Below are 19,688 nucleotides of genomic sequence, written 5' to 3' on the forward strand. Positions count from 1 at the left end.
TTTTCCCTTATTTTTGTACTACGATATTTTCCTGCGAAGGATCAACATGCTGTAATTGCAGTTTTTCCGTTGCGATCCGTTCAACCCGGCTGTGATCGCCGAGCGCGTTTTCTTCAAGGATCAGATTTCGCCATTCAATATCCAGCGCATCGCGTTCCAGTACCATCTGTTCGCGCTGCGCAGTTAATAAACGGGTATGGTGAGCGGTGGTGACCACCATGACTGCCGTCACAATGATGCAAATGAACAAGCAGAGTGGCAGCTTCCCAAACCGCAAAAGATCGTCGCCGATCACGCCAGGCAAGGCATGGCGCTCGTTGCTTCCTAACGATCCCTTAACTTTGCTTAGGGTCTCTGTCACTCTGCTGATCATGCGTTCGTCCTCTCTGCAATACGCAGCACTGAACTACGGGCACGTGGATTCTCTGCCACCTCTTCTTCGCCCGGCATCAACTTGCCTAATGCTCGCAACTGACGGCCGCCCAGCTTTCTGAGTTGTTCTTCCGTCATCGGCAGCCCAGCTGGAACCTGCGGACCGCGGCTCTGTTCACGCATAAAGCGTTTTACGATGCGATCTTCCAGCGAATGGAAACTGATGATGGATAACCGCCCACCCGGGGCCAGCACGTCGAGCGAGCTTTTTAGCGCCAGCTCTATTTCCTCCAGTTCACTGTTTACCCAGATACGAACCGCCTGGAAGGTACGGGTCGCAGGATGTTTGTGCTTGTCCTTCACCGGCGTTGCCGCCGCGATGACTTCTGCCAGCTCTTTGGTACGGGTCATTGGCTCAACGCGGTTGCGCTCCACGATGGCGCGGGCAATACGTTTGCCAAAGCGTTCTTCGCCGAAGGTTTTGATTACCCAGGCAATATCCGCTTCGTCAGCAGTTTGTAACCATTCAGCGGCAGACTGGCCGCGAGTGGGGTCCATACGCATATCCAGCGGTCCATCACGCATAAAGGAAAAACCGCGTTCTGCATCATCAAGCTGTGGTGAAGAGACGCCAAGATCGAGGAGAATCCCGTCGATCTTGCCGGTCAGGCCGCGCTCAGCGACATAATCCGCAAGCGCAGAGAAAGGTCCATGCACGATGGAAAAGCGAGGATCATCGATGGTTTGCGCAACGGCAATCGCCTGCGGATCGCGGTCAATTGCCAGCAGGCGTCCTTCCGCTCCAAGCTGAGAGAGGATCAAACGCGAGTGACCACCGCGACCAAAAGTGCCATCAATATAGATGCCGTCTGGACGAATATTCAGGCCGTTAACGGCCTCATCCAGCAGCACCGTTGTATGTTTATAATTTTCCATCATATTTATAGAGACAAGTCCCGCAGCCGTTCCGATAATGTTTCGGAATCAGACTGCTCAGCGTCGATATCTTCCTTGACCTGTTGATACCAGGTCGTTTCGTCCCACAGTTCAAACTTGTTGAACTGTCCGACCAGCATCACTTCTTTAGTCAGACCGGCATGTTGCCGCAACACAGGCGCAATCAATAATCGCCCGGCGCTATCCATCTGACATTCACTGGCATGTCCCAATAACAGCCGCTGTACGCGGCGTTCCTGCGGGTTCATGCTCGACAGTCGCGACAGCTTTTGCTCAATGATTTCCCATTCAGGCAAAGGGTAAAGCAGCAGGCATGGGGAGTTGATGTCAATGGTGCAAACCAGTTGACCCGAAGCGTTCTCAATCAGCTGGTCGCGGTATCGGGTTGGTACCGATAAACGCCCTTTGCTGTCGAGATTGACTAACGTTGCTCCACGGAACATGCCAGTCTCACCCCTCCTCACCACTTTAACCCACAAATTCCCACCTGAAGGAGTTTACGGAGCGAGGGAAAAGCTTGTCAAGCCAGGACTCTCTCTATACCGGCGCGAAAGCACCGTATTTACAGAGCAAGCGTGACCTGGCTAATTACTACACAACTGGCGAGGCAAAATTAACGTTATGAATATTTGTAAGAAAAAAACAGAATATGCACACGAGCGTTAAGACTCACTCAATATCATCGCAGGGAAATATAAAGTGTCAGTTTGCGACGCGGGCAGCATTTTAAGGCATATCGCCGGGGGATAACAGCGCCAGATTAACCTCAAAGCCAGATGGATTCGTTCGTGTGCGTTGAGGTCTGAAGGGGGGAGTAAAAAATGGCTGAATATTCATCGGCTGGCACCTGTTTGTAACAAAACAATACAAAGAAATGCCCGTTAGAAATTATAATTGCACTTTTTAACGTCAAAATGGATTCAGAATAATAGCAGGCTATGAATCTTAGAGATAAATCCTAATTTTTATCCGGGAATTATTTCCCGCAATAAATGCGCTTCAAAAGGGGCAGTTTTACCGCCCCTGTGGAAATATTAATGGCGGCTCAAAATTCCGCGCCGATAGAGATTACGTTTGATACGCGTAAGCCCGGGTTTCGGTTTGCGGGGTTCATCCAGGCTTGCCAGAACAATCTCAAGCACGCGCTCGGCGACGTCGCGGTGACGCTGGGCCACGGCCAGCACCGGACATTGCAGGAAGTCGAGCAGTTCGTTATCGCCGAAGGTCGCAATCGCCAGATCGGATGGCAGTTTGCCATCGCGACGTAACGTCACATCCATCACCCCCTGCAACAGGGCAAACGAGGTGGTAAACAACGCCTGCGGCATCGGGTGCGTTTCCAGCCATTTCTCGAACAGCTGGGCAGCCGCTTCACGCTCATAGCTGTTGGCATACAGATAATGAACGTCACGCGGATCGTCTTTCCATGCCGTACGGAACCCTTGTTCACGCAGGAAGCTTACGGAAAGTTCAGGCAAAGCGCCAAGATACAGCACCGTTTCAGCCGGGAAGGTACGCAGCTCGGCAGCCAGCATTTCTGCATCGTCCTGATCGGCACCTACGACACTGGTGAAATGTTCACGATCCAGCGCACGATCCAGCGCCACAATCGGGAACGGATCGTTTGCCCAGCGCTGATAGAAAGGATGCTCTGGTGGTAAAGAGGTCGACACGATGATGGCGTCAACCTGACGTTGCAGCAGATGCTCAATGCAGCGCATCTCGTTGTCAGGCTGATCCTCGGAGCAGGCAATCAACAGCTGATAGCCCCGCTGACGAGCCTGACGTTCCAGATAGTTGGCGATGCGGGTATAGCTGGTATTTTCCAGGTCCGGGATCACCAGGCCAATCGAGCGGGTGCGCCCGGCACGTAAACCTGCGGCGACAGCATTCGGATGGTAATTATGCTCACGAACGACTGCCATCACTTTCTCAACGGTCTTATCGCTGACACGATACTGCTTTGCTTTACCGTTAATCACATAGCTGGCCGTGGTTCTCGACACGCCGGCGAGCCGGGCGATTTCATCCAGTTTCACAATTGCCCCTCAAAAAAAGAAAAAAGTCCATGGCCCTGTCAAGGTTATGGTTAAATATTTTAACATCTAAACGCAGAATAGCTTTCACGGCAACCGCTTTTGTCCGCGTTGTCGGTGGATTACGCAAAAAAAAGCCCGGCTTTGGCTACCGGGCTGAAAGAGGCGAACCTTTTGCGCAACTAACGCATGATTTTATCGCCGCGCGAGAGGCCAACAACGCCAGAGCGCGCAACTTCAACAATTTTTGCTACATCCCTGACGGAGGCCAGGAACGCATCCAGCTTATCGCTCGTTCCGGCAAGCTGCACAGTATATATAGAAGGCGTGACGTCGATGATCTGCCCACGGAAGATATCCGTGTTGCGCTTGACCTCTTCACGACCGTAACCGCTGGCCTGAATTTTCACCAGCATCACTTCACGTTCGACGTAAGCCCCCTGCCCCAGCTCGCTGACGCGCAACACGTCCACCAGTTTGTGCAACTGTTTTTCGATCTGCTCAAGCACTTTCGCATCGCCGACAGTCTGGATCGTCATGCGGGAGAGCGTTGGATCATCGGTCGGCGCAACGGTCAGGCTTTCAATGTTATAGCCGCGCTGCGCAAAAAGCCCAATGACGCGTGACAGTGCGCCCGACTCATTTTCCAGTAATACAGATAATATCCGGCGCATATCAGGTTCTCTCCGTTTTGCTTAACCACATTTCATCCATACCGCCGCCACGGATATGCATCGGATAAACGTGCTCTGTGCCGTCGACGATGACGTCCATGAAGACGAGGCGATTGTTTTTAACGTGCTCAAGCGCTTCGCCGAGCTTCGCTTCCAGCTCTGACGGATCGGTTACCCGCATGCCAATATGACCATAGGCTTCAGCCAGGCGGACAAAGTCCGGAAGTGACTTCATATAAGACTGAGAGTGACGGCCAGAATAAATCATATCCTGCCACTGCTTTACCATACCGAGGTAACCGTTATTCAGGTTCAGCACCAGCACTGGCAACTCATATTGCAGCGCAGTAGAAAGCTCCTGAATATTCATCTGTATGCTGCCATCACCCGTCACGCAGATCACCGTTTCGTTTGGCAACGCCAGCTTCACCCCCAGCGCGGCGGGCAGACCAAAGCCCATCGTGCCGAGCCCGCCAGAGTTGATCCAGCGACGCGGTTTATCAAACGGGTAATACAGCGCAGCGAACATCTGATGTTGGCCCACGTCAGAAGTGACATACGCATCGCCATTGGTCAGACGCCAGATCGTCTCGATCACCGCCTGCGGCTTGATGTTCTCACTCTGTGTGTCGTACTTAAGGCACTGACGGCCACGCCACTGTTCGATTTGCTGCCACCAGTCGCGGATCTCGTCCAGCGGTTGAGACGCGGTCTCCTGCGCCAGCAGATCCAACATTTGATCCAGCACCTGTCGTGCGTCCCCCACGATCGGCACATCCGCCGGCACCGTTTTAGAGATTGAAGTCGGATCGATATCAATGTGCAGCATCGTCGCATGCGGACAGTATTTCGCCAGATTATTGGTGGTGCGATCGTCAAAACGCACGCCGACGGCAAAAATCACATCAGAATGGTGCATCGTCATATTGGCTTCATAGGTGCCGTGCATACCCAGCATGCCCAGCGCCTGACGGTGGGTAGCCGGGAATGCCCCCAGCCCCATCAGCGATGACGCGACAGGAAGATTCAGCTTCTCAATCAGTTCGCGAAGTTGCGTTTCACAGGCTGCATTGACGGCACCGCCCCCCACATAGACTACGGGCTTTTTCGCAGCCAGCAGCGTTTGCAGCGCACGCTTAATCTGGCCTTTGTGCCCCTGCGTCGTCGGATTATATGAACGCATGCTCACCGACTCAGGCCACAGATAAGGCAGTTTATTCGCGGGATTGAGAATATCTTTTGGCAGATCGACAACCACAGGCCCAGGACGACCGCTGGCGGCCAGCCAGAAGGCTTTTTTCAGTACGCCCGGAATGTCTTCCGTTTGCTTAACCAGAAAGCTGTGCTTCACCACGGGGCGTGAGATCCCCACCATGTCGCATTCCTGAAACGCATCATAGCCAATCAGTGACGTCGCCACCTGTCCGGAGAGAATGACCAGTGGAATGGAGTCCATATACGCAGTCGCAATGCCGGTGATGGCATTGGTCGCTCCCGGTCCGGAAGTGACGAGCACAACACCCACCTCGCCCGTGGCGCGGGCCAGGCCGTCAGCCATATGCACAGCAGCCTGTTCATGACGAACCAGAACATGATCAATACCGCCTACCGTGTGCAGCGCGTCATAAATATCAAGAACCGCGCCTCCGGGATAGCCGAACACTTGTTTCACGCCCTGATCGATAAGCGATCGGACGACCATTTCCGCGCCAGACAACATCTCCATGCTTTGCCTCCAGGCTTTTGTTATAGACGGACAGCAGAATTCATTTCCGCGCCGTCTTCTGACAGGGTGAACCCATCTTATAATGTGCAGAGTGATGAATACCTTAACCGCTCGTTATGAGCCAGGCAATTAGCAAACGGAATGCGGGAATGGGCAATAAAAGCAGAAAAAACAGCTGTCAGACACGAATATGGTGAATTCATCTGCTATGAGGGGAGACGCTAATAATTCATCTCTTAAAAAGAGGATGGATCAGGAAATCATCTATTTTTAAGCCTCCCTGAGTGTCTGAAAAAATGCGCACAGAACAAAATATTGCTTGCATAAAAAACCACAGAATAAACCGCATGGCACCATGCGGTTTATTCATCCTGTCTTATCGACGACAAATATTGACCAGCAGCTCTTCCATCCATTGATGCCCTTTATCCCGCCCCGCCGCTTCATGCCAGGAAAGATAACAGGTACGGCTATTCAGCTTGAGCGGCAGAGGTAAAATTTGCAGGCTCAGCGAATCGGAGAACTCTTCAGCAAGCCAGCGCGGTGCAATAGCGACTAGCTGCGTCTGAGAAACGACATTCAATACGCTGACCATCGCCATTCCCTGATAGGCCACGCTGGCTTGTTTATCGGCAGTGTCATACCACGGCAGACTAAATGAGGCATATCTGTCCAGAGCAACCACGGCATGCTGCTCGCTGTAAACATCGCTTTCACGCAGCGGAGAATTCATACGGGAATGTTTTTTGCTGGCGACTAACACCATTTCATCTTTAAACAATGGAACACAGGCAAACTCTGGACGGCGAAACTCTTCATAGCCCAGAACGAACTCCGTTTCCTGATAACGAAGCTGGTGCTCAGTATTTTGATTTAATGATGATTTAAAAACGAGATGAATATTAGGAGCAATCTGTTCGACTTTATTATATATAACAGACGTCAAATAATTGTCTAACGGACTGCAAACACAGAGATGGAAAACCCGTTCACTGCTTAAGGGTTCAAAACCCGAGCCGGGAAGCTCATTTTGTACCAGCTGTAGCGCCTGACGAATCGAACCGAATAGCTGGAATGCACGCGCCGTGGGCTGGATACCTCTTCCATAGCGGACGAATAACTCGTCGTTAAACATCACCTTAAGTCTGGCTACGGCATTACTCACGGCAGGTTGAGACATTCCCAGAGATTGCGCTGCTCGCGTAATATTCTGCTCCTGCATAACTGCATCAAATACAGTTAACAGATTGAGATCCACTGTGCGCAACTGAGGCTTAACCCCATCATAAGTCTGTGGTTGGTTAATATTATTTTCTGGCATTTCTGACTCCACCGTCACGCTAAATTCCCTTTGCCAAGGTACAGTAATAACTTCGAAAAATATGATTTACCATGCATATACAACAAGCGAAAGGAAATTATTTAAAATTCGGAATATATAAAGAAACCCCATTCAACGAGCGACTTTACGCATCCCATAAATGAAGAGCTAAAAATCGTTCAAAAGATATCTCAAACTTTAATGTGGGCATGAAACCATAAATCAGACAAATGCACAATCAACGCACTCATTAATAATGGCTTAAGTGTTATTAAACTATTAATGGCATACATCGCATTTTCATTAACAAAATGATATCAATTTTGCTAACTTACTCACCCGCAAATCATTCATGTAATTTATAAATCAATGATATAAAACAGATTCCATTTCACAGCACATTGGTAAAAATAGTATGTTCAATTGCTACCAATTATATTCAAATTATTCCAGAGATGAATCGCCAGTCCAATAATAGACAATAAAATCGGTTAGACATGCAAAAACCAGCACAATTAGCTAATGTGTTTATCCTGTACTGAGTGGCCGTTTTGCCTGAGAGGGGTTGACATGAGTTGGCGTATCCAGTACCACTAAAAGCATATCGCATTCACCTGGAGCACGATTCATGATTCGCACCCTTCGTTTCACCGGTCTACTACTACTAAACGCATCCACTGTGCGCGGTAGACTGGCGGGCGAAATTCAGCGTTGAATCGTCTTCAGTAAAACTAAAAACCCGCGCCACTGCGCGGGTTTTTTTATGCTCGTAGCAAGGCGCCCTAAGACTGACAAGGACCTAACCCATGAGCCAGCAAGTCGTTATTTTCGATACTACTTTACGTGACGGTGAACAGGCATTACAGGCGAGCCTGAGTGTTAAAGAAAAACTGCAAATTGCTCTGGCCCTCGAACGCATGGGTGTAGACGTAATGGAAGTCGGCTTTCCCGTCTCCTCGCCAGGTGATTTCGAGTCAGTGCAGACCATCGCCCGCACCATCAAAAACAGCCGCGTGTGCGGTCTGGCTCGCTGCGTAGAGAAAGATATTGATGTGGCCGCGGAATCCCTGAAAGTTGCAGAAGCCTTCCGTATCCATACATTCATTGCCACCTCCCCCATGCACATTGCGACCAAGCTGCGCAGTACGCTGGATGAAGTGATTGAACGTGCGGTGTATATGGTCAAACGCGCGCGTAACTACACGGATGACGTCGAATTCTCCTGTGAAGATGCAGGCCGCACGCCGATTGACGATTTGGCCCGTGTGGTGGAAGCCGCCATCAATGCCGGCGCCAAAACCATCAACATCCCTGATACCGTCGGCTACACCATGCCGTTTGAGTTCTCCAACATCATCACCGGCCTGTACGATCGCGTGCCAAATATTGATAAAGCCATCATCTCCGTGCATACCCATGACGATTTGGGCCTGGCTGTGGGCAATGCCATCGCCGCCGTTCACGCCGGCGCGCGTCAGGTAGAAGGGGCAATGAACGGCATTGGTGAACGTGCCGGCAACTGCTCGCTGGAAGAAGTGATCATGGCGATCAAGGTGCGCAAAGACATTATGAACGTGCACACTCGCATCAATCACAACGAAATCTGGCGCACCAGCCAGACCGTGAGCCAGATTTGCAACATGCCGATCCCGGCGAACAAGGCGATTGTTGGGGCTGGCGCGTTCGCCCACTCCTCCGGTATTCACCAGGATGGCGTGCTGAAGAACCGTGAAAACTACGAAATCATGACTCCGGAATCCATCGGTCTGAACCAGGTTCAGTTGAACCTGACCTCGCGCTCTGGCCGCGCGGCGGTAAAACACCGTATGGAAGAGATGGGTTATAAGGACAGCGATTACAACATGGATCAGCTGTACGACGCATTCCTGAAGCTGGCTGACAAGAAAGGCCAGGTCTTCGATTACGACCTGGAAGCACTGGCATTCATCAATAAACAGCAGGAAGAGCCAGAACACTTCCGTCTGGACTACTTCACCGTTCAGTCAGGCTCAAGCGATATCGCTACCGCCTCCGTCAAGCTGGCCTGCGGCGATGAAATTAAAGCGGAAGCCGCCAACGGTAACGGCCCTGTGGATGCCATTTACCAGGCGATTAACCGCGTCACTGAGTACGACGTAGAGCTGGTGAAATACGACCTGACGGCAAAAGGGCACGGTAAAGACGCCCTGGGCCAGGTTGATATCGTCGTCAACTACAACGGTCGCCGCTTCCACGGTGTGGGTCTGGCGACAGATATCGTCGAATCCTCCGCGAAAGCGATGGTGCATGTCCTGAACAACATCTGGCGCGCCGCCGAAGTCGAAAAAGAGTTGCAACGCAAAGCTCAGAATAAAGAGAACAACAAGGAAACCGTGTGATGTCGAAGAATTACCATATTGCTGTGTTGCCGGGTGACGGTATTGGCCCGGAAGTGATGGCACAGGCGCTGAAAGTACTGGAAGCTGTTCGTTCGCGTTTTGCGATGAAAATTACCACCAGCCACTACGACGTGGGCGGTATTGCGATTGATAATCACGGTACTCCCCTGCCGAAAGGGACTGTAGAAGGCTGCGAAAATGCCGATGCCGTTCTTTTTGGCTCCGTGGGCGGCCCAAAATGGGAACACCTGCCGCCAGCAGAGCAGCCAGAGCGCGGTGCGCTGCTGCCGTTGCGTAAGCACTTCAAACTGTTCAGCAACCTGCGTCCGGCGAAACTGTACCCGGGGCTGGAAGAGTTTTGCCCGCTGCGCGCGGATATCGCGGCCAACGGTTTCGACATCCTGTGCGTGCGTGAGTTGACCGGCGGCATCTACTTCGGTCAGCCAAAAGGTCGCGAAGGCAGCGGTCAGCATGAGAAAGCGTTTGATACCGAGGTCTATCACCGTTTTGAAATCGAACGTATCGCCCATATCGCGTTTGAGTCAGCGCGCAAACGCCGCCGTAAAGTAACCTCTATTGATAAAGCAAACGTGCTCCAGTCGTCTATTTTGTGGCGCGAAATCGTCAGTGAAGTCGCTAAGCAGTACCCGGACGTTGCGCTGTCGCATATGTATATCGACAACGCAACGATGCAGCTGATCAAAGATCCGTCTCAGTTTGACGTGCTGCTGTGCTCCAACCTGTTCGGCGATATTCTCTCGGATGAATGCGCCATGATCACCGGCTCCATGGGTATGCTGCCCTCGGCCAGCCTGAACGAAGAAGGCTTTGGCCTGTACGAACCGGCGGGCGGCTCCGCGCCGGATATCGCAGGCAAAAATATCGCCAACCCGATTGCGCAGATCCTCTCCCTGGCTCTGCTGCTGCGCTATAGCCTGGATGCAGGCGATGCAGCAACCGCAATTGAAAACGCCATTAACCGGGCGTTAGAAGAAGGCGTTCGTACCGGTGATTTATCACGCGGCGCGGCGGCAGTCAGTACCGATGAAATGGGCGACATCATTGCCCGCTATGTCGCTGAAGGGGTGTAATCATGGCTAAGACGTTATATGAGAAGTTGTTTGATGCGCACGTGGTCTACGAAGCACCAAACGAAACCCCACTGTTGTACATCGACCGTCATCTGGTACATGAAGTGACCTCTCCTCAGGCATTTGACGGCCTGCGCGCGCACAAGCGCCCGGTGCGTCAGCCGGGTAAAACCTTTGCCACGATGGATCACAACGTTTCCACCCAGACCAAAGACATCAATGCATCTGGCGAGATGGCGCGTATCCAGATGCAGGAGCTGATTAAGAACTGTAACGAGTTTGGCGTGGAGCTGTACGATCTGAACCACCCCTATCAGGGTATCGTCCACGTAATGGGGCCTGAGCAGGGGATTACCCTGCCAGGCATGACCATCGTCTGCGGCGACTCCCATACCGCAACCCACGGCGCATTTGGCGCGCTGGCGTTCGGGATTGGGACCTCTGAAGTTGAACACGTTCTGGCGACGCAGACCCTGAAGCAGGGCCGCGCCAAAACCATGAAGATTGAAGTGAAGGGCAAAGCGGCACCTGGCATTACCGCGAAAGATATCGTGCTGGCGATTATCGGCAAAACCGGCAGTGCAGGCGGCACCGGTCACGTCGTTGAGTTCTGCGGAGATGCTATCCAGGCGCTGAGCATGGAAGGTCGTATGACCCTGTGCAACATGGCCATTGAGATGGGCGCCAAAGCAGGACTGGTGGCCCCAGACGAAACCACCTTCAACTATGTGAAGGGGCGTCTGCATGCGCCGAAAGGTCAGAATTTTGACGACGCGGTAGCGTACTGGAAAACCCTGAAAACGGACGAGGGGGCAATTTTTGATACCGTTGTGACGTTACAGGCGGAAGAGATCGCCCCGCAGGTCACCTGGGGCACCAACCCGGGCCAGGTGATTTCTGTCAACGACAGCATTCCTGACCCGGCTTCCTTCGCCGATCCGGTCGAGCGCGCCAGTGCAGAAAAGGCGCTGGCCTATATGGGGCTGAAACCCGGCGTACCGCTGACCGACGTGAGCATTGATAAAGTGTTCATCGGCTCCTGTACCAACTCCCGTATTGAAGATTTACGCGCTGCGGCAGAAATTGCTAAAGGCCGCAAAGTGGCGCCGGGCGTGCAGGCGCTGGTTGTGCCGGGCTCCGGTCCGGTGAAAGCCCAGGCGGAAGCGGAGGGTCTGGATAAGATCTTTATCGAAGCAGGCTTCGAATGGCGCCTGCCCGGCTGCTCCATGTGTCTGGCGATGAACAACGACCGCCTGAATCCGGGCGAGCGATGTGCCTCCACCAGCAACCGTAACTTTGAAGGCCGTCAGGGCCGCGGTGGGCGCACCCACCTGGTCAGCCCGGCAATGGCCGCCGCTGCGGCAGTCACCGGTCATTTCGCCGATATTCGCAGCCTGAAATAAGGAGACAATCATGGCAGAGAAATTTACCCAACATACGGGCCGTGTTGTCCCGCTGGATGCCGCTAACGTCGATACTGACGCTATCATTCCTAAGCAGTTTTTGCAGAAAGTGACGCGCACGGGTTTTGGTGCGCATCTGTTCAACGACTGGCGCTTCCTCGACGATAAAGGCGAAGTGCCAAACCCGGAATTCGTCCTGAACTTTCCGGAATACAAAGGCGCCTCCATTTTGCTGGCGCGGGAAAACTTTGGCTGTGGATCGTCGCGTGAACATGCGCCATGGGCATTGACCGACTACGGCTTTAAGGTGGTTATCGCCCCAAGCTTCGCGGATATCTTCTACGGCAACAGCTTTAACAACCAGCTGCTGCCGGTGACGCTGAGTGACGAACAGGTCGATGAACTGTTTGCGCTGGTGCAGGCAAATCCGGGGATTTCGTTTGAAGTGGATCTGGAAGCGGAAGTGGTGAAGGCCGGTGACAAGACCTACAGCTTCAGCATTGATGCGTTCCGTCGCCACTGCATGCTGAACGGTCTGGACAGCATTGGCCTGACGCTGCAACACGAAGAGGCTATAGCCGCCTACGAGAAAAAACAGCCTGCGTTTATGGGCTAAAGGCAATGGCCCGCAGGGCGCGGGCCATTGATAAGGGTGCGTTGAGGCTCAACCACTCTGGAGAGGCGGGGAAAACCCCCGCCAATACCGCTAACGTTTTGCTTCGTAAGCCAACACTGCTGCCAGCTCTGTTTTCTCCTGTCTGAAGTGCAGCTCACACAGCGAGTCGCGCACCATCCAGGTGAAGATCAACAGCGTCGTACAGATCAGAAACAAACCTAACAGCAGAGTACGTTTTGGCATTCCAGCCTCCTTATTGCTTTTCGGCAATGAAGAGACTAACCTCGCAATGTGGGTTGTGAAGTTAATCTCCCCATCAGTTTTTTGATGTGGGACTCTCCACTGTTTGCCTCTTGCGAAAGCCTGAGGCAAACAGCCTCAAGCACCCGTCACGCACTCTATGCGCCTTCTCTGCGCCTGTCAGAAAGTCGTTTCATTTCGTGAAGCCGCCTTCCAGAATCAAACGTCTTTTACCCGGCACGTCAGCATCAGCGTGACAAGCGAAATCGCTGCGATCACCCAGTACACGGATGCATGTCCATAGCTTTGCGACAGTCCCCCCTGAATCACCCCTGCCAGAATCACGCCGGTAGAGATACTGTTGGTAAACAGCGTGGTCGCGGAGCCTGCGCGCCCCGGCATTAAATCCTGAAACCAGAGCATGCCTATCCCGGCAACGATGCCGATAAATACCGCGTTAAACAGCTGTAACGCCAGCAAAGCTTCACGCGAATGGAACAGGATCAGCCCCGCGTAGAACACCACCCCAGCCGCCACGGCGACGACCATCATCCGACGCTTTCCGAAACGTTTCACGTAGTAACCCGCCAGAATCATCGCCGGGATCTCCAGCCCGGCAGCGGTGCCCATCAGAATACCCGCGAGCTTGTCGGGCAGTCCCAAATCGCTGCTGATCCACAGCGGCATATCGATGATGTACATGGTGTTACAGGTCCACATCAGCGTGGAGGCGATAAACAACATGCGGACGTTTTTATCCTGCCAGCCGCTCACCTGCGTGATGGGCTTGTCCGTCACCTGCTCTACGCGCGCCACCGATGGCAGCGCAAAGGCGATCAGCGCCAGGCTGATGACAAAAATCCCCGCCGCGATGGAAAACATGGTGGTGAAGCCGTAGTTCAGCGCCAGCATAAACGCCAGCGGCGGACCGATGACCCACGCGAGAGAGAGCTGCGCACGCATCACCGAGCTGAACATCACCACTTCCCTCGCCGAGCTGTCGGCGTACTCCCGGGCCAGGGCGAACAGTTGCGGCATGGCGGTGTTCGCCAGAGAGGCCAGCAGCACGCCGCAGGTAATGAGCGTCAGGTAATGGCGGTTGAAGGCAAACAATAACGCGTTGCCCACGGCCATCGCGCAACAAAAGAGGATCAGCTTGCGGCGATCGCCCTGGCTGTCGGATCGTTTCGCCAGCCACAGGCTGACGAGGATCCCGGCAATGGCGTTGACGGTGTAGAACAGGCCCACCCAAAACGGCTGCGCCCCCACCTCGCGGCTGAGAAACAGGCTCAGCGTCGGCGCCTGAAGCGCGCCGGCCACGCCCATCATGAAGGCCACCAGCATAAAAGCGGCGTACACGCCATTCAGGCGTCGCCCCATCGTCATCAACCAGAGCATGCGCAAGTCCTTATGAAAGCGAATCGAAATTGGGTGGAATAGTAAACGAAAAAAGCCAGCAAAAAACATTTTGCTGGCGGGTGATTAGCACCAATACTCAGTCACACATGATCGAGGCGAGTTAGCGAGAAGAGGTCGGTTTCGTAACGTCCCACTGCATCAGATCTTCCAGTATTCTCAGCCGCTGCTCTGCGCACTGGCGGGCCAGCCAGGACACTCCCTTTGTCGCTGAAAAATAGTGCTGATAAAACTGACGTGCGGTAGACCTCTTCATAATTTACCTCCTCGCTTCATCGATAAGGATTATTGACTTAATATAGGGATTAATAAATTGCTGATTTTTTGTCAGGAGTTCCCCTTTTATGCCTTCTGGTCGTCTGCAACAACAATTTATCCGCCTCTGGCAGTGCTGTGAGGGGCAATCGCAGGAAACCACGCTCAACGAGTTGGCTGACCTGCTTAGCTGTTCCCGCCGCCATATGCGCACGCTGCTCAATACCATGCAGCAGCAGGGGTGGTTAAGCTGGGAAGCGGAGGCGGGACGCGGGAAACGCTCGCGGCTGACCTTTCTCTACACCGGGCTGGCATTGCAGCAGCAGCGTGCAGAAGACCTGCTCGAGCAGGACCGTATCGATCAGCTGGTCCAGCTGGTGGGCGACAAAGCCGCCGTGCGCCAGATGCTGGTCTCGCATCTGGGACGCAGCTTTCGTCAGGGGCGCCACATTCTGCGGGTGCTTTACTACCGCCCAATGAAAAATCTGTTGCCCGGTACGGCGTTACGTCGCTCTGAAACCCACATGGCCCGGCAGATATTCAGCGGCCTGACGCGGATAAATGAGGAAAACGGGGAACTGGAGGCGGATATCGCGCACCACTGGCAACAGCTTTCCCCGCGCCACTGGCGCTTTTTCTTACGCCCCGGCATTCATTTCCACCATGGACGCGAGCTGGAGATGCGCGACGTTATCGATTCCTTAGAGCGAGCCCGCACGCTGCCGCTCTATTCGCATATCGCGCGGATCCACTCCCCAACGGCCTGGACGCTGGATATTGAGCTATCGCAGCCGGACAAATGGCTTCCGTGGCTTCTGGGCTACGTCCCCTCAATGATCCTGCCTGCCGAGTGGCGCTCCCTGAACAATTTTTCCAGCCAGCCGATTGGTACGGGCCCCTACTCCGTTACACGAAACAACAGTAATCAGCTGAAGATCCGCGCCTTTGATGATTACTTTGGCTACAGGGCATTGATCGACGAAGTGAACGTCTGGGTGTTACCGGATCTCAACGAAGAGCTGAGCGCAGGCCTGACCCTGGAAGGGCCAACAGCCGGTGAAAGGGCGTTCGAAAGCCGCCTGGAGGAGGGCTGCTACTACCTGCTCTTTGATAGCCGCAGCCATCGCGGGGCAAACCACGACGTACGCAGGTGGATCAGCCATATTCTTGCCCCTGCTAACCTGATTTATCACGCAGAGGAGCAATACCAGACCTGGTGGTTCCCGGCCTATGGCCTGCTTCCGCGCTGGCACCATGCGCAGCCAGTGCGCAGTGAAAAACCTGCCGGACTGGAGACCATTACCCTCAGCTACTATCGCGATCACATTGAGCACAGGTTTATCGCAAGGATCATGAGCACGCTGCTGGCAGCCGAAGGCGTGACGCTGGCGATACAGGAAGTCGATTATGATGAATGGCATCGCGGAGACGTCATCAGCGATATCTGGCTCAACAGCGCAAACTTTACGCTGCCGCTTGATTTCTCGCTCTTTTCTCACCTGTACGAAGTGCCCCTGATTCAGCACTGTATCAACCGGGACTGGCAGCAGGACGCCGCACGGTGGCGGGCAGGAGAAATGGATCTGGCCGCCTGGTGTCAGGAATTACTGGCCGGGCAGACGATCGTACCGTTGATTCACCACTGGCTGCTGATCCAGGGGCAGCGCAGCATGCGCGGCCTGCGGATGAATACCCTCGGCTGGTTTGATTTTAAATCCGCCTGGTTTGCGCCGCCGGAGCCATAACGCTTTCGTAATATTCACCAAATCATTACAATAGCGCCGTTCTCAACGGGGTGCTGCATCACAGATGTGCGCTGAGATAATACCCGTCGAACCTGATCCGGATAACGCCGGCGAAGGGATTTGAGGCTGTCGCTCAAAATCCTTTGCCACTCAACCCTGAGGTGCAAAGTGTTAAAAAACGTTCTTCCTCTGCTGGCGCTGTTTGCGCTGCCTGTTTTTGCTAAGCCTGTTCTGACGGTCTACACCTACGACTCCTTCTCCGCCGACTGGGGCCCTGGCCCGGTGGTAAAAAAAGCCTTTGAAGCGGACTGCAACTGCGAGTTGAAATTCGTGGCGCTGGAAGATGGCGTCTCGCTGCTTAACCGGCTGCGCATGGAAGGCAAAAACAGCAAAGCCGACGTGGTGCTCGGGCTGGATAACAACCTGCTGGAAGCCGCCACCCAAACCAGACTGTTCGCCAAAAGCGGCGTGGCGGCAGATGCCGTTAACGTACCGGGCGGCTGGAAAAACGACACCTTCGTTCCCTTTGATTACGGTTACTTTGCGTTTGTCTACGATAAAAACAAGCTGAAGAATCCGCCCAAAAGCCTGAAAGAGCTGGTCGAAAGTGACCAGAAATGGCGCGTGATTTACGAAGATCCGCGTACCAGCACGCCGGGTCTGGGGCTGCTGCTGTGGATGCAAAAAGTTTACGGGGATAAAACGCCGGAAGCGTGGCAGAAGCTGGCCGCGAAAACCGTTACCGTCACCAAAGGCTGGAGCGAAGCCTATGGCCTGTTCCTGAAAGGCGAAAGCGACCTGGTGCTGAGCTACACTACCTCTCCGGCCTACCACATTATCGCCGAGAAGAAAGACAACTACGCCGCCGCGAACTTTGCTGAAGGGCATTATTTGCAGGTGGAAGTGGCCGCCCGCACCGCCGCGAGCAAACAGCCGGAGCTTGCCGAAAAATTCCTGAAATTTATGATCTCCCCGGCATTTCAGAACGCTATTCCGACCGGCAACTGGATGTACCCGGTCACTGACGTTGCGCTGCCGGCAGGCTTTAAGCAGCTAAACAAGCCGCAAACCTCACTGGAATTTACGCCGCAGCAGGTTGCCGCCCAGCGCGCCGCATGGATTAGTGAATGGCAACGCGCCGTCAGCCCCTGATCCCCGGCTGGTTAGTTCCCGGGCTGCTCGCCGCCGTACTGATGGTCGTCGTCAGCCTGGGTGCATTCCTTGCGCTGTGGTTTAACGCGCCAGAGAGCGATCTGCTCGCCCTCTGGCACGACAGCTATCTCTGGCACGTCATCCGCTTCTCCTTCTGGCAGGCGTTTCTCTCCGCGCTGCTGTCGGCGATCCCGGCCATTTTCCTTGCACGCGCCCTCTATCGCAGACGTTTCCCCGGCAGGCTTGCCCTGCTGCGGCTGTGCGCGATGACGCTGATCCTGCCCGTGTTGGTGGCGGTGTTCGGCATTCTGAGCGTCTACGGTCGGCAGGGCTGGCTGGCATCCCTCTTCAACCTGCTTGGTCTGGAATGGACCTTCTCCCCTTACGGCCTGAAAGGCATTCTGCTGGCGCATATTTTTTTCAATATGCCGATGGCGACGCGCCTCTTTTTACAGGCGCTGGAAAACATTCCCGGTGAGCAGCGTCAGATTGCCGCCCAGCTTGGCATGCGCGGCTGGTCGTTCTTCCGCTTTGTCGAATGGCCGTGGCTGCGACGCCAGATTGCTCCGGTTGCCGCGCTAATCTTTATGCTCTGCTTCGCCAGCTTCGCGACCGTACTTTCTCTCGGCGGCGGGCCGCAGGCCACCACCATTGAGCTGGCGATCTATCAGGCCTTAAGTTACGACTACGATCCGGGCCGCGCCGCGCTGCTAGCGATCGTGCAGATGGTCTGCTGCCTGGCGCTGGTGTTACTCAGCCAGCGGCTAAGTAAAGCGATCCCCACAGGTAGCAATAACCTGACAGGCTGGCGCGATCCGCAGGACAGCCTGCACAGCCGCGTCGCGGATTTTATGCTAATCGCATTGGCACTCCTGCTTCTGCTGCCCCCGCTGCTGGCCGTTATCGTTGATGGCCTGAATCGCAATGTGTTGTCGGTACTGCAACAGCCTGTCCTGTGGCAAGCAACGTGGACCTCATTGCGCATCGCGCTGGCTGCCGGGCTACTGTGCGTGATCCTGACCATGATGCTGCTCTGGAGCAGCCGCGAACTGTACGCGCGTCATGCCCGTAAAGCCGGACACGCGCTGGAACTGACGGGTATGCTGATCCTGGCGATGCCGGGCATTGTGCTGGCGACCGGATTCTTTTTACTGTTCAACAGCACCATCGGCCTGCCGGAAAGCGCCGACGGCATCGTCATTTTTACCAACGCATTGATGGCCATCCCTTACGCGCTCAAGGTGCTGGAAAACCCGATGCGCGACGTCAATAGCCGCTACAGTTTGCTGTGTCAGTCGCTGGGCATGCAGGGCTGGCAGCGTCTGAAGGTGGTCGAACTGCGCGCGCTAAAGCGTCCGCTGGCCCAGGCGCTGGCGTTTGCCTGCGTGCTGTCGATTGGCGATTTTGGCGTTGTGGCCCTCTTCGGCAACGAGGATTTCCGCACGCTGCCGTTCTGGCTTTATCAGCAAATTGGCTCCTATCGTAGCCAGGACGGCGCCGTCACGGCGCTACTCCTGTTGCTGCTGTGCTTTGCGTTATTTACCGTTATCGAAAAACTTCCGGGGCGTGATGTTAAAACTGACTGATGTAACCTGGCTTTATGAGCACCTGCCAATGCGTTTTACCCTCTCCGTTCGTCAGGGAGAGCGAATCGCAGTGCTTGGCCCCAGCGGGGCCGGAAAAAGTACCCTGCTCAATCTGATTGCCGGTTTTTTACAGCCTGCCAGCGGGTCGATCGTCATTGATAATGGCGAGTATACCTACGCTCCGCCGGCTAAGCGCCCGGTGTCGATGCTGTTCCAGGAAAACAATCTGTTCAATCATCTTACGGTGTGGCAGAACATCGCGCTGGGTATGGATCCGGGGTTGAAGCTCAATGTTGCGCAGCGTCAGACGCTGGAGGCGATCGCCGAACAAATGGGCCTGGCTGCGTTTATCAACAGACTACCGGGTGAGCTTTCGGGCGGCCAGCGCCAGCGCGTGGCGCTGGCGCGCTGTCTGGTGCGCAAGCAGCCGCTGCTGCTGCTCGACGAACCCTTTTCGGCGCTCGACCCGGCCCTGCGTCAGGAGATGCTCTCGCTGGTTGAGGAGGTTTGCGAGCGCGAGCAACTGACGATGCTGATGGTTTCGCATAGCATCGAAGATGCCGCACGCATCGCGCCGCGATCGGTGGTGATCGCGGAGGGACGTATTCTGTGGGATGGGGAAACAGAAGAACTTCTGAGTGGTAAGGCGGGGGCGTCTTCATTGTTGGGTATTCGTGCGGTCTGATGCCCTCACCCTGGCCCTCTCCCACAGGGAGAGGG

19 protein-coding genes and 1 riboswitch are annotated in these 19,688 nt (G+C 54.4%); of the genes, 9 read left to right on the plus strand and 10 right to left on the minus strand.

The window, feature by feature from the left end; all coding sequences use genetic code 11:
• Positions 1-7: 7 nt before the first annotated feature.
• From ftsL to leuO, 7 genes are all read right to left on the minus strand, one after another.
• Complete coding sequence (gene ftsL / locus DD597_RS06385) at positions 8-373, minus strand: cell division protein FtsL (protein WP_003856363.1); 366 nt, start codon at positions 371-373, stop codon at positions 8-10.
• Positions 370-1,311 carry a 16S rRNA (cytosine(1402)-N(4))-methyltransferase RsmH gene (gene rsmH, locus DD597_RS06390; protein ID WP_003856366.1) on the minus strand — a complete coding sequence of 314 codons (942 nt, stop codon included), beginning with the start codon at positions 1,309-1,311 and terminating at the stop codon, positions 370-372. Before rsmH ends, ftsL begins: the two co-directional genes overlap by 4 nt.
• Before the next feature lie 2 nt (positions 1,312-1,313).
• Positions 1,314-1,772 carry a division/cell wall cluster transcriptional repressor MraZ gene (gene mraZ / locus DD597_RS06395; protein WP_003856368.1) on the minus strand — a complete coding sequence of 153 codons (459 nt, stop codon included), beginning with the start codon at positions 1,770-1,772 and terminating at the stop codon, positions 1,314-1,316.
• Between the two features lie 591 nt (positions 1,773-2,363).
• The gene (gene cra / locus DD597_RS06400; protein ID WP_003856369.1) at positions 2,364-3,368 is read right to left on the minus strand and encodes a catabolite repressor/activator; all 1,005 of its coding nucleotides are present in this window, start codon (positions 3,366-3,368) and stop codon (positions 2,364-2,366) included.
• A 179-nt stretch (positions 3,369-3,547) separates the two neighbouring features.
• Entirely contained in the window at positions 3,548-4,039 is a 492-nt protein-coding gene (gene ilvN, locus DD597_RS06405; RefSeq protein ID WP_003856371.1) for an acetolactate synthase small subunit, read from the minus strand.
• A 1-nt stretch (position 4,040) separates the two neighbouring features.
• The gene (gene ilvI / locus DD597_RS06410; RefSeq protein ID WP_129256025.1) at positions 4,041-5,765 is read right to left on the minus strand and encodes an acetolactate synthase 3 large subunit; all 1,725 of its coding nucleotides are present in this window, start codon (positions 5,763-5,765) and stop codon (positions 4,041-4,043) included.
• 376 nt (positions 5,766-6,141) lie between these two features.
• A complete protein-coding gene (gene leuO / locus DD597_RS06415; RefSeq protein WP_129256026.1) occupies positions 6,142-7,086 on the minus strand; it encodes a transcriptional regulator LeuO in 945 nt (314 codons plus the stop codon).
• 628 nt (positions 7,087-7,714) lie between these two features.
• Between leuO and leuL the strand changes: the two genes are divergently transcribed.
• The 5 genes from leuL (at position 7,715) to leuD (ending at position 12,574) form a co-directional block, all read left to right on the plus strand.
• The gene (gene leuL / locus DD597_RS25310; protein ID WP_057979999.1) at positions 7,715-7,801 is read left to right on the plus strand and encodes a leu operon leader peptide; all 87 of its coding nucleotides are present in this window, start codon (positions 7,715-7,717) and stop codon (positions 7,799-7,801) included.
• A gap of 91 nt (positions 7,802-7,892) precedes the next feature.
• On the plus strand, positions 7,893-9,464 hold the full coding sequence (leuA, locus tag DD597_RS06425; protein ID WP_045342607.1) for a 2-isopropylmalate synthase: 1,572 nt from the start codon (positions 7,893-7,895) through the stop codon (positions 9,462-9,464).
• A complete protein-coding gene (gene leuB / locus DD597_RS06430) occupies positions 9,464-10,555 on the plus strand; it encodes a 3-isopropylmalate dehydrogenase (RefSeq protein ID WP_061856023.1) in 1,092 nt (363 codons plus the stop codon). Before leuA ends, leuB begins: the two co-directional genes overlap by 1 nt.
• A 2-nt stretch (positions 10,556-10,557) precedes the next feature.
• Positions 10,558-11,958: a 3-isopropylmalate dehydratase large subunit gene (gene leuC, locus DD597_RS06435; protein WP_003856382.1), complete on the plus strand. Its 1,401-nt coding sequence runs from the start codon at positions 10,558-10,560 to the stop codon at positions 11,956-11,958.
• A 10-nt stretch (positions 11,959-11,968) separates the two neighbouring features.
• Positions 11,969-12,574: a 3-isopropylmalate dehydratase small subunit gene (gene leuD, locus DD597_RS06440; protein ID WP_023315383.1), complete on the plus strand. Its 606-nt coding sequence runs from the start codon at positions 11,969-11,971 to the stop codon at positions 12,572-12,574.
• Between the two features lie 90 nt (positions 12,575-12,664).
• Here the strand turns inward: leuD and DD597_RS06445 are convergent, their stop codons facing one another.
• From DD597_RS06445 to sgrT, 3 genes are all read right to left on the minus strand, one after another.
• A complete protein-coding gene (locus DD597_RS06445; protein WP_010427008.1) occupies positions 12,665-12,817 on the minus strand; it encodes a Hok/Gef family protein in 153 nt (50 codons plus the stop codon).
• A gap of 216 nt (positions 12,818-13,033) precedes the next feature.
• Entirely contained in the window at positions 13,034-14,212 is a 1,179-nt protein-coding gene (locus DD597_RS06450) for a sugar efflux transporter (RefSeq protein ID WP_129256027.1), read from the minus strand.
• A 121-nt stretch (positions 14,213-14,333) separates the two neighbouring features.
• A complete protein-coding gene (sgrT, locus tag DD597_RS06455; protein ID WP_003856388.1) occupies positions 14,334-14,486 on the minus strand; it encodes a glucose uptake inhibitor SgrT in 153 nt (50 codons plus the stop codon).
• An 88-nt stretch (positions 14,487-14,574) separates the two neighbouring features.
• Here sgrT and sgrR point away from each other — a divergent pair, with 88 nt between their 5' ends.
• The 4 genes from sgrR to thiQ all read left to right on the plus strand — a co-directional run bounded on the left by sgrR (position 14,575) and on the right by thiQ (position 19,653).
• Positions 14,575-16,230 (plus strand): HTH-type transcriptional regulator SgrR, encoded by a 1,656-nt coding sequence (gene sgrR, locus DD597_RS06460; RefSeq protein ID WP_032661564.1) that lies wholly within the window; start codon positions 14,575-14,577, stop codon positions 16,228-16,230.
• Positions 16,231-16,266: 36 nt separating this feature from the next.
• Positions 16,267-16,367: riboswitch (TPP riboswitch) on the plus strand.
• 31 nt (positions 16,368-16,398) lie between these two features.
• On the plus strand, positions 16,399-17,382 hold the full coding sequence (gene thiB, locus DD597_RS06465; protein ID WP_129256028.1) for a thiamine ABC transporter substrate binding subunit: 984 nt from the start codon (positions 16,399-16,401) through the stop codon (positions 17,380-17,382).
• On the plus strand, positions 17,358-18,968 hold the full coding sequence (thiP, locus tag DD597_RS06470; RefSeq protein WP_032661560.1) for a thiamine/thiamine pyrophosphate ABC transporter permease ThiP: 1,611 nt from the start codon (positions 17,358-17,360) through the stop codon (positions 18,966-18,968). The genes thiB and thiP overlap by 25 nt, the downstream gene beginning before the upstream one ends.
• Positions 18,952-19,653, plus strand: a complete 702-nt coding sequence (gene thiQ / locus DD597_RS06475; RefSeq protein ID WP_129256029.1) for a thiamine ABC transporter ATP-binding protein ThiQ — start codon at positions 18,952-18,954, stop codon at positions 19,651-19,653. The genes thiP and thiQ overlap by 17 nt, the downstream gene beginning before the upstream one ends.
• Positions 19,654-19,688: the final 35 nt, after the last annotated feature.

This window comes from Enterobacter cloacae complex sp. 677-3DZ2D5B, assembly GCF_004136695.1.
GTDB lineage: Bacteria > Pseudomonadota > Gammaproteobacteria > Enterobacterales > Enterobacteriaceae > Enterobacter > Enterobacter hormaechei_C.

Coding starts and splice junctions, on each gene's coding strand:
- ftsL (WP_003856363.1), bottom strand. CDS start 373: ATGATCAGCAGAGTGACAGAGACCCTAAGCAAAGTTAAGGGATCGTTA.
- rsmH (WP_003856366.1), bottom strand. CDS start 1,311: ATGATGGAAAATTATAAACATACAACGGTGCTGCTGGATGAGGCCGTT.
- mraZ (WP_003856368.1), bottom strand. CDS start 1,772: ATGTTCCGTGGAGCAACGTTAGTCAATCTCGACAGCAAAGGGCGTTTA.
- ilvN (WP_003856371.1), bottom strand. CDS start 4,039: ATGCGCCGGATATTATCTGTATTACTGGAAAATGAGTCGGGCGCACTG.
- ilvI (WP_129256025.1), bottom strand. CDS start 5,765: ATGGAGATGTTGTCTGGCGCGGAAATGGTCGTCCGATCGCTTATCGAT.
- leuO (WP_129256026.1), bottom strand. CDS start 7,086: ATGCCAGAAAATAATATTAACCAACCACAGACTTATGATGGGGTTAAG.
- leuL (WP_057979999.1), top strand. CDS start 7,715: ATGATTCGCACCCTTCGTTTCACCGGTCTACTACTACTAAACGCATCC.
- leuA (WP_045342607.1), top strand. CDS start 7,893: ATGAGCCAGCAAGTCGTTATTTTCGATACTACTTTACGTGACGGTGAA.
- leuB (WP_061856023.1), top strand. CDS start 9,464: ATGTCGAAGAATTACCATATTGCTGTGTTGCCGGGTGACGGTATTGGC.
- leuC (WP_003856382.1), top strand. CDS start 10,558: ATGGCTAAGACGTTATATGAGAAGTTGTTTGATGCGCACGTGGTCTAC.
- leuD (WP_023315383.1), top strand. CDS start 11,969: ATGGCAGAGAAATTTACCCAACATACGGGCCGTGTTGTCCCGCTGGAT.
- DD597_RS06445 (WP_010427008.1), bottom strand. CDS start 12,817: ATGCCAAAACGTACTCTGCTGTTAGGTTTGTTTCTGATCTGTACGACG.
- DD597_RS06450 (WP_129256027.1), bottom strand. CDS start 14,212: ATGCTCTGGTTGATGACGATGGGGCGACGCCTGAATGGCGTGTACGCC.
- sgrT (WP_003856388.1), bottom strand. CDS start 14,486: ATGAAGAGGTCTACCGCACGTCAGTTTTATCAGCACTATTTTTCAGCG.
- sgrR (WP_032661564.1), top strand. CDS start 14,575: ATGCCTTCTGGTCGTCTGCAACAACAATTTATCCGCCTCTGGCAGTGC.
- thiP (WP_032661560.1), top strand. CDS start 17,358: ATGGCAACGCGCCGTCAGCCCCTGATCCCCGGCTGGTTAGTTCCCGGG.
- thiQ (WP_129256029.1), top strand. CDS start 18,952: ATGTTAAAACTGACTGATGTAACCTGGCTTTATGAGCACCTGCCAATG.